We start from the raw sequence: 7,475 nt of genomic DNA, 5'->3' as shown, positions 1-7,475 counted from the left end.
ACGGGCACAGATAAAAAAACGGGCCGCGAAAGCGGCCCGTTAGCGTGTTGCATGCAGCGTGAAACGTGTTGCGTCTATTTCTCCACAAACGCCCGTTCAATCACGTACTCACCCAACACCCCGCCTCGGGTTTCCTTGAAGCCCCAGTTGTCGAGGATCTCGGTGGTGTCCTTGAGCATGGCCGGGCTACCGCAGAGCATGAAGCGGTCGTTTTCCAGGCTCGGGGTGGGCAGGCCCAGGTCTGCGAAGATCTTGCCGCTGGTCATCAGGTCGGTGAGGCGCCCTTCGTTACGGAACGGCTCACGGGTCACCGTGGGATAGTAGAGCAATTTGCCGTTGACGAACTCACCGAAGAATTCGTTGTTGGGCAGCTCATTCTCGATGGTGTTCTGGTAGGCCAGTTCGGACACATGACGGACCCCGTGGGTGAGGATGACGCGGTCGTACTGTTCGTACACTTCCGGGTCCTTGATGATGCTCATAAACGGCGCCAGGCCAGTGCCGGTGGACAGCAGCCACAGGTTCTTGCCCGGCAGCAGGTGGTCGGCCACCAGGGTGCCAGTGGGCTTGCGGCTCACGTAGATCTTGTCGCCCGGCTTGATGTTCTGCAGCTGGGAGGTGAGCGGGCCGTCCTGCACCTTGATACTGAAGAACTCCAGTTCTTCCTCATAGTTGGCGCTGGCAATGGAATAGGCGCGCAGCAACGGGCGGCCGTTGTCCTGCTCCAGGCCAATCATGGTGAAATGTCCGTTCTTGAAACGGAAACCCGGGTCCCGGCTGGTGGTAAAGCTGAACAGGGTATCGTTCCAGTGACGAACGCTTTTGACGGTTTCGGTATTCAAATTAGACATAGTTAAATCAGCGCTTATTCCAAAATTCCAGATGGTGGAAATTTAACCGAATGGCATTTATCGGTAAAATGGGTTGTTCCGATATTTGATATCGATGAATCAGGTATAGCATGCCAGTCACAATCAATAATGATTCTCATTTAATCATGGGTAGGTGGTCATGCGCTACACCCTCAGGCAACTGGAAGTCTTTCTTGCCATTGCCCACTTTGAAAATGTGAGCCATGCGGCCAAGCACCTGAGCATGTCCCAGTCGGCGGCATCCGGGGCGTTGAAAGAGCTGGAAGGGCTGTACGATGTGAAGTTCTTCGAGCGGGCCGGCAAGCGGCTGAAGCTCAATGAGCTGGGCCGGCAGTTCTGGCCGCGGGCGGAAGCGCTGCTGGCCCAGGCCCGTGAGCTGGAAGCGGACCTGCAGTCCCACCGGGATCTGGGGCGACTCAATGTGGGCGCCACCCTGACCATCGGCAATTACCTGGCGGTGGCGATCATGGCGGAGTATATGGCTCAGCAGCCGGGTGCGCGGGTGCATCTGGAAGTGGCCAACACCCGTTCGATTGTGGATCGGGTGCTCACCTTTGAGCTGGATCTGGGGCTTATCGAGGGCGAGCTGAACCACCCGGACCTGGAGTTGTTGCCCTGGCGCGAGGATGAGCTGGTGGTGTTTTGTCGCCCGGAGCATGCGCTGGCAAGTAAGGGAGCGCTGACTGACGACGATTTGCGGGCGGCGCACTGGATTGTTCGTGAGTCGGGTTCCGGTACCCGGCAGACCTTCGAGCGGGCCCTGCACGGGCTGGTGCCCGAGCTGGACCTGGCCCTGGAGCTGGAGCATACCGAGGCGATCAAGCGGGCGGTGGAAACCGGCCTGGGCATCAGTTGCCTGTCGCGGGTGTGTTTGCAGGAGGCGTTCAAGCGGGGCTCGCTGGTGGAGCTGGCGGTGCCGCACCGGGATTTCAGTCGGGAATTCTATTTTGTGCTGCATCGCCAGAAGTACCGCAGCCCTGGCATTGAGAGGTGGCTGGAATTATGTCGCGAATCCGTACTGTAACCCGTCGCGGCCTGTGGCTGCTGCTGTTTGTACTGGTGGCAGGCTTGCTGCTGCCGGAGGCCCGGCAGGTGCCGGTGCAGGGCGCAGACCGTAATGACTGGCACCCGCAGACTTTCTGGTATCACCCCTGGGGCCAGTCCGGGGTTCACAAGGGCGTGGATATCTTTGCTGATGCGGGGACGCCGGTGATCGCCAGCAGTGGCGGCCTGGTGCTGTACCGCGGCGAGCTGTCGCGGGGCGGCAAGGTGGTGCTGATGCTGGGGCCGAAATGGCGGTTGCACTATTACGCCCATTTGCAGTACATCGCCGACAGTGGCATTTGGCTGGGGGCGGGCGCCCCGGTGGGCACCGTGGGGGACAGTGGCAATGCGGCGGGCAAGCCGCCGCATCTGCACTATTCCCTGGTGAGTCTGTTGCCGCTGTTCTGGCGGGCTGACGAGGCGCCGCAGGGCTGGAAGAAGATGTTCTTCCTGGACCCCACGACACATTTTGTGATCAGGCCGGGGGCCTGATTCAGTCAATGTTCTCCACGAGGCCTATCGACAGCAGGATGTTTGATGACACAACAAGCGGACAATAACCGTTCTCTTCAGCGCTGTATTCAAGATGAATGGCAGGCGTTCTGGCTGGCAGTGGGATTTCTGACCCGCGTGCCCATGCTGGTGCGCATTGATTACAGCCAGGCACTGATGAACCGTTCCAGTGTGTATTTTCCGCTGGTGGGGTTGCTGCTGGGGATGGTGTACGCGGCGCTGTTCGTGTTGCTGGACGGATTCTGGAATACCGGGATCAGTGTGGCCCTGGTGCTGGCATTTCACCTGTGGATCACCGGGGCTTTCCACGAAGACGGACTGGCAGACAGTGTGGATGCGCTGGGTGGTGGTTATACCGTGGCACGCCGTCTGGAAATCATGAAGGACAGCCGTATCGGCACCTATGGGGCGGTGGCGTTGATCATGGCGCTGGGTTTGAAGGGATTGTTGCTGGCAGACGCGAATTCCGTTTGGCTGGCCCTGTTGCTGAGCCCGGTGATCGGCCGTTTAACGCCGCTGTGGTTAATGCGGTTTCTGCCCTACGTGACCGACCCGGACACCAGTAAAAGCAAACCCGTAGCGGAAGGCTTCAGCGCAAAACGCCTGGTTGTCGCTACCGCGATGACGGTGACAGTGGCGGCCTTAGCCGGAGCGCTGGTGCCGGCGATATTGTCCGTTGCAGTGGTGGCGTTGCTGTGGGGTGGGTATCTGTGGCGGCAGTTGCGGGGGTATACCGGCGATGCGTTGGGCGCCAGCGTGATTCTGGCGGAGCTGGTGTTTCTGTTAGCGTTGGTGGCGGCGTAGGAGAGGGAAACCGTTGCGAGTGACGAGAAGCGAGTTTCGAAAGTCAAAAACATGAGAGCCGGGTTGTTTTGATATTCGCTCTTCGAAACTCGCTTCTCGTAACTTGTCACTGCTGTGGCAAATATTGCCCGCGCACAATGCCTTCCAGCTCCGCATAGGGAATCGTCAGGGTAGGCTGGCCCATGGCGTAAGGCGCGATGTGGTACACGTTGTATTGCAGCACCATCCCTTCGTCACTGAAGAAGACGTTATCGGTCTTGTCGAACGGCCAGCTGTCACGGAAAGCCTGGTCCAGGTTTTCCTCGTCCAGCCAGGCGGTGTGTTGTTCGCGGGCTTTTTCCCAGAAGGCAGACTGTTGGCCGGGCACCAGCAGGTCGCCCGGTTTTACGCTTTGCTGTTTGGCCAGGTCCCAGTGAAAGTACTGCACGCTGGGCAGGCCGTGGGCACCGCCGGTGTATTCATAGGTTTCCATGGACAGGGTTACCAGGTCGCCGCGTCGGCCCTGTTTTTTCACCGTGGCATTGAGCTCCCAGCCCTGCTCCGAGGCCATGGCCATGTCGGACGCATCTTGCAGAAACGCATCGGCCAGCCCTTCGATGGTGCCATCGTGGGTGGCGTTGCCTTCATCCTGAATCAGCATGGCGGCCAGGTTCTGGGTGATGGCGTCGTTCAGTGCGGGCTGGTTCTCAAAGGTAAGCCATTGCAGGTCCACTTTCGGGCAGCCGTCAGCGTCACACTGCTCATCGGTTTTATTCAGGGTATGGACGATTCGCACCAGAATTTCCGGGGCGGCACCGGTTTGTGCGGCGTCGCTCTTGTCGGTGGAGGCCGGTTTGTCAGCGGGCTTTGCCGGCGCGTCCGGGTCGTCGCAGCCTGCCAGCAGCGCGGTGGCGAGCAGGAGCAAAAATGTCATACGCATGGCATACCCTTCCTGAAATCAATGAAAACGAATGGAGGCATTTAACGGCAGCCACCGCCCCGGTTCAAGGTGCAATGGGATTAACTCGGCTGCAGCGTTCTGTACAGAGGTTTTTTCATTTAGCGTCAGGCATCAGGCGTTGAGGGTGCGGCGCTCGGAAGGTGGCTTTTGCAATCCGGCGGGCCTATCCTGCCGCTTTTCAGAATCAATCGGGAGAATCACCATGAGTTTCTGGACCGTTTACCTTTCCGGGGAAATTCACACCGACTGGCGCGAGCGCATCGTGCAGGGTTGCGCCGAGAAAGAGCTGGATATCGAATTCAGCAGCCCGGTGACGGACCACGAGGCCAGCGACAAGGTGGGGGTCAATATTCTCGGTGCGGAAGACAAGCGTTTCTGGGAAGACCGCCTGGGTGCCGGCATCAATGGTATCCGTACCCGCAAGCTGATTGACGAGGCGGACCTTGTGGTGGTGCGTTTTGGCCCCAAGTATAAGCAATGGAATGCGGCATTTGATGCCGGCTACACGGCGGCGTTGGGCACACCGATGATCATTTTGCACGATGAAGAGCACGATCATCCGTTGAAAGAGGTGGATGCCGCCGCCGATGCGGTAGCGCGCACCCCGGAGCAGGTGGTGGAGATGCTGGCGTATATTCTCAACGCATGAATCCCCGGGTAAAACGGGGCATTCTGGCCTCGTTTTACGGCTTTTTGCATCATCGGGGGAGCGTTTTGCCGTCTGACTTGTCACATTCCAGTACAGGCATAGCCAGATTTGGCACAAAAGGCAAAACAAGGAGTTGTCCCGATGACACACCGATTATTGGCCGCCGCCACCCTTATGCTGGTGACCACCGCCACGGCGTGGGCAGAGACGGAAGGCGTTCCCAACGTGAAAACGCCGGAACCGGAAAAAGTGGAAACCCAGATGGAAGAAACGCTGGACGATATCCAGAATTATTCCGTGGAACAGAAAAACCAGGCCATGCGCGTGGCGCGTCACGCCATCGATGACCTGAATCAGCAGATCACCCTGCTACAAGGCGACATCAACAGCCAGTGGCGCGATCTGTCCCAGGATGCTCGCCTGCAGAAGCAGGAGGCGCTGACCGCCCTGAAAGAGCAGCAAGCCCAGCTGGAAACCCGCTATCAGGCCCTGCAGAATGCAGGTGAGGACAATTGGGATGCGGCCAAGCTGAAATTCCAGCAGAGCTGGGAAGCCGCCAAGCAGGGTTGGCAAAGCCTGACGGCTCCCGCGCCGGAACAGGAATAGCGGCCCCTGGCAGAGGCCATTGCAGCAGGCACAACGACGTGTCTGAGCGTGCGCCGCTTCGCAGCGAAGCCGGCGCACAGGGACGGGAGACGGACCATGCTGACGTTGATTCCTTTCGATGACGACCGGGTTGTGGGTGCGCGTATCTCTGGCAAGATCACTCGCGGAGAATTCGATTCTGTCACCGCGGCGTTGGAAGCCGCCCTGCAAAAGCATGAAACGGTACGCTTCTATGCAGAGATGGAAACCTTTGGCGGGGTCTCCATGGATGTGCTGTTTCAGGACCTGAAGTTCGGCCTTGCCCACTGGAAGCACTTCGAGCGCGAAGCGGTGGTCACCGACAAGGACTGGATGCGTCGCCTCTCGGTACTGGCGGACAAGCTGCTGCCGTCCATTGATGTGAAAGTGTTTCCCAGCGATGACGTGGATGCCGCCAAGGCCTGGATCTGCGAGCCCTGATTGTTACCCTTCCTGCGCGAGCCACTACTTCCACTCCCTGGGCCGCTCCAGAATCCTTTGTGCGGTCACACTGTGTCGGTTGTTCAGAAAACGCGTCAGTTATGAGTGCGCATCGAGGCGTGGCGGAACGTCACAATGACCGAAAGCATCGGTAGCGGGCAGAAACGGACAAGGGCAGGAATAACAAAAGAGAGGCGAGCGGTGGAGCAAGTCAGGCGGGGAGGGCGTGGTCGGTAAGGTGGTAAGCCGAGGAAGGGCCGTGTGGCCCTTCGTCGCCGGTTGAATGTGTATCGTCTTGCCAGTCATCGTATTCGTTCAACGCCTGGCCGGTGGTCATGCGTGGACGCAGGGTGTTGCGGGCTTCCTGGTGGACGCCGCCTTTTCGCATTAGCGGGTCCATGGCTGCCCAGTTGTGCATGGGCTTGGGGCCTTTGGCCATCGATCTTCCTTATGGTGAGTCACTGTTCGCCCTTGTGGGCGGCGGCGATATTACGCCGGATTTTCCCGGTGTCCAGAGATTGATGCGTTTTGCCTCGTGTTCTGATGGTCGCGGGTGGTTTACAGCGACCAGGACAGGAAGAGGTTGGCGCCGCTGAGTCGATTATCGTAGCGGAAGGTGTATTGTGGCGCCGTTTCCGTGACATTGAGATTGCTGGTGGCCAGGCCCACGCCCACCCCCAGGTTTCGCCATACGTTGTATTCCATGCCTACCTGCATTTCAGAGAACAGGCCTTTCCAGTCGTCGTACTCCAGATAAAAGCCTTCGGCTTTCAGGAACCAGTACAGCTTCGGGTTGACCCGATAGTTGAGCCCGAAGCCCACGGTGGGCAGGGGGACGGTATGGGCGGCGTTGCGGGTTTCCTGGGCAGAGACCGTGCCGCCTGGGTCTGTCTTTACATCCAGATCGATATCGAACCTGGAGACGTGCAGCCCGCCCCCGGCCATCAGCTCGACTTTGTCATTGTGATAAAAAGAATAGAAATAGCTGGCCTTCATGATCTCGTAACCGAGCGAACTGGATACCGTTGTATTACGAAGGGGTGCAACCTTCCCCCGGTGAAGGTGATGCCTGGTTTGCCGAACAGCTTGCCGGGGGCGGTGACCTGGCAGAGAACTACAAGGCTCTGGCTGATGCCTGCGGGGTGAAATTCCAGATCGATTACTTTGGTTTGATGGAACGAGATGCGCAGCAGCATCCGGAGCGGCATGTGGCGGCGGATGTCACCAGCCTGGAAATGAAGCAGGAATATGATCGTTTGATGGCCACGGACCCGGCTTTCGCCGAGCAGGTGCGTGACCGGGAGGCTCCTGCTTCCACGGATACCAGCGATCCGGTTGCCGCCCTGCTGGATTGGCATGCTTCCGCCACCGATGAGCAGAAAAAACTGATCGGCATTTTGTGCCGCGGTGCCTTTGCCATGGCGCTGGGCGATCAGAGCGAGCATGAACCCCGGCCGCTGGATAAAGTGATTCTCGATTTCCGCAACCGCCAGCTGGCGCAGCGTATTATCGCAGATGACAGCCAGCGCATTTATATCACCTACGGCGCGGCCCATTTGCCCGGTGTGCTGGCCTCCCTGCAAGCCGC

At 58.9% G+C, this 7,475-nt stretch carries 11 protein-coding genes; 7 read left to right on the top strand and 4 right to left on the bottom strand.

Features of this window, described 5'->3' with window-relative positions; all coding sequences use genetic code 11:
* Nucleotides 1–74: 74 nt before the first annotated feature.
* Nucleotides 75–851 carry a ferredoxin--NADP reductase gene (locus A3730_RS14590; protein ID WP_063521182.1) on the bottom strand — a complete coding sequence of 259 codons (777 nt, stop codon included), beginning with the start codon at nucleotides 849–851 and terminating at the stop codon, nucleotides 75–77.
* A 160-nt stretch (nucleotides 852–1,011) separates the two neighbouring features.
* Here A3730_RS14590 and A3730_RS14585 point away from each other — a divergent pair, with 160 nt between their 5' ends.
* Genes A3730_RS14585 through cobS form a run of 3 tightly spaced genes read left to right on the top strand, consistent with a single transcriptional unit; the run spans nucleotide 1,012 to nucleotide 3,233 of the window.
* Nucleotides 1,012–1,896 (top strand): LysR family transcriptional regulator, encoded by an 885-nt coding sequence (locus tag A3730_RS14585; RefSeq protein ID WP_063521183.1) that lies wholly within the window; start codon nucleotides 1,012–1,014, stop codon nucleotides 1,894–1,896.
* Complete coding sequence (locus A3730_RS14580) at nucleotides 1,875–2,408, top strand: M23 family metallopeptidase (protein WP_063521184.1); 534 nt, start codon at nucleotides 1,875–1,877, stop codon at nucleotides 2,406–2,408. The genes A3730_RS14585 and A3730_RS14580 overlap by 22 nt, the downstream gene beginning before the upstream one ends.
* A 45-nt stretch (nucleotides 2,409–2,453) precedes the next feature.
* Entirely contained in the window at nucleotides 2,454–3,233 is a 780-nt protein-coding gene (gene cobS / locus A3730_RS14575) for an adenosylcobinamide-GDP ribazoletransferase (protein WP_063521185.1), read from the top strand.
* Between the two features lie 106 nt (nucleotides 3,234–3,339).
* Here the strand turns inward: cobS and A3730_RS14570 are convergent, their stop codons facing one another.
* The gene (locus A3730_RS14570; RefSeq protein WP_063521186.1) at nucleotides 3,340–4,152 is read right to left on the bottom strand and encodes a DUF3298 and DUF4163 domain-containing protein; all 813 of its coding nucleotides are present in this window, start codon (nucleotides 4,150–4,152) and stop codon (nucleotides 3,340–3,342) included.
* 223 nt (nucleotides 4,153–4,375) lie between these two features.
* Here A3730_RS14570 and A3730_RS14565 point away from each other — a divergent pair, with 223 nt between their 5' ends.
* The 3 genes from A3730_RS14565 to A3730_RS14555 all read left to right on the top strand — a co-directional run bounded on the left by A3730_RS14565 (nucleotide 4,376) and on the right by A3730_RS14555 (nucleotide 5,887).
* The gene (locus tag A3730_RS14565) at nucleotides 4,376–4,822 is read left to right on the top strand and encodes a YtoQ family protein (RefSeq protein ID WP_063538313.1); all 447 of its coding nucleotides are present in this window, start codon (nucleotides 4,376–4,378) and stop codon (nucleotides 4,820–4,822) included.
* Between the two features lie 141 nt (nucleotides 4,823–4,963).
* On the top strand, nucleotides 4,964–5,428 hold the full coding sequence (locus tag A3730_RS14560; RefSeq protein ID WP_063521675.1) for a hypothetical protein: 465 nt from the start codon (nucleotides 4,964–4,966) through the stop codon (nucleotides 5,426–5,428).
* A gap of 96 nt (nucleotides 5,429–5,524) precedes the next feature.
* Nucleotides 5,525–5,887 (top strand): STAS/SEC14 domain-containing protein, encoded by a 363-nt coding sequence (locus A3730_RS14555; protein ID WP_063521676.1) that lies wholly within the window; start codon nucleotides 5,525–5,527, stop codon nucleotides 5,885–5,887.
* A 211-nt stretch (nucleotides 5,888–6,098) separates the two neighbouring features.
* Here the strand turns inward: A3730_RS14555 and A3730_RS14550 are convergent, their stop codons facing one another.
* Nucleotides 6,099–6,326, bottom strand: a complete 228-nt coding sequence (locus tag A3730_RS14550; protein ID WP_063521677.1) for a hypothetical protein — start codon at nucleotides 6,324–6,326, stop codon at nucleotides 6,099–6,101.
* Between the two features lie 119 nt (nucleotides 6,327–6,445).
* Complete coding sequence (locus A3730_RS14545; RefSeq protein ID WP_063521678.1) at nucleotides 6,446–6,883, bottom strand: hypothetical protein; 438 nt, start codon at nucleotides 6,881–6,883, stop codon at nucleotides 6,446–6,448.
* 29 nt (nucleotides 6,884–6,912) lie between these two features.
* Here A3730_RS14545 and A3730_RS14540 point away from each other — a divergent pair.
* Nucleotides 6,913–7,475 (top strand): hypothetical protein (locus tag A3730_RS14540; RefSeq protein WP_197477485.1); only part of this gene is annotated, 563 nt, incomplete at its 3' end.

It is taken from the genome of Alcanivorax sp. HI0044, from assembly GCF_001634945.1.
This window is presented reverse-complemented; position numbering and strand designations above follow the sequence as displayed.

Excerpts from the sequence above, each read along its gene's own strand:
- A3730_RS14590 (WP_063521182.1), bottom strand. The coding sequence starts at position 851 with ATGTCTAATTTGAATACCGAAACCGTCAAAAGCGTTCGTCACTGGAAC.
- A3730_RS14570 (WP_063521186.1), bottom strand. The coding sequence starts at position 4,152 with ATGCGTATGACATTTTTGCTCCTGCTCGCCACCGCGCTGCTGGCAGGC.
- A3730_RS14555 (WP_063521676.1), top strand. The coding sequence starts at position 5,525 with ATGCTGACGTTGATTCCTTTCGATGACGACCGGGTTGTGGGTGCGCGT.
- A3730_RS14565 (WP_063538313.1), top strand. The coding sequence starts at position 4,376 with ATGAGTTTCTGGACCGTTTACCTTTCCGGGGAAATTCACACCGACTGG.
- A3730_RS14580 (WP_063521184.1), top strand. The coding sequence starts at position 1,875 with ATGTCGCGAATCCGTACTGTAACCCGTCGCGGCCTGTGGCTGCTGCTG.
- A3730_RS14545 (WP_063521678.1), bottom strand. The coding sequence starts at position 6,883 with ATGAAGGCCAGCTATTTCTATTCTTTTTATCACAATGACAAAGTCGAG.
- A3730_RS14560 (WP_063521675.1), top strand. The coding sequence starts at position 4,964 with ATGACACACCGATTATTGGCCGCCGCCACCCTTATGCTGGTGACCACC.
- A3730_RS14585 (WP_063521183.1), top strand. The coding sequence starts at position 1,012 with ATGCGCTACACCCTCAGGCAACTGGAAGTCTTTCTTGCCATTGCCCAC.
- cobS (WP_063521185.1), top strand. The coding sequence starts at position 2,454 with ATGACACAACAAGCGGACAATAACCGTTCTCTTCAGCGCTGTATTCAA.
- A3730_RS14550 (WP_063521677.1), bottom strand. The coding sequence starts at position 6,326 with ATGGCCAAAGGCCCCAAGCCCATGCACAACTGGGCAGCCATGGACCCG.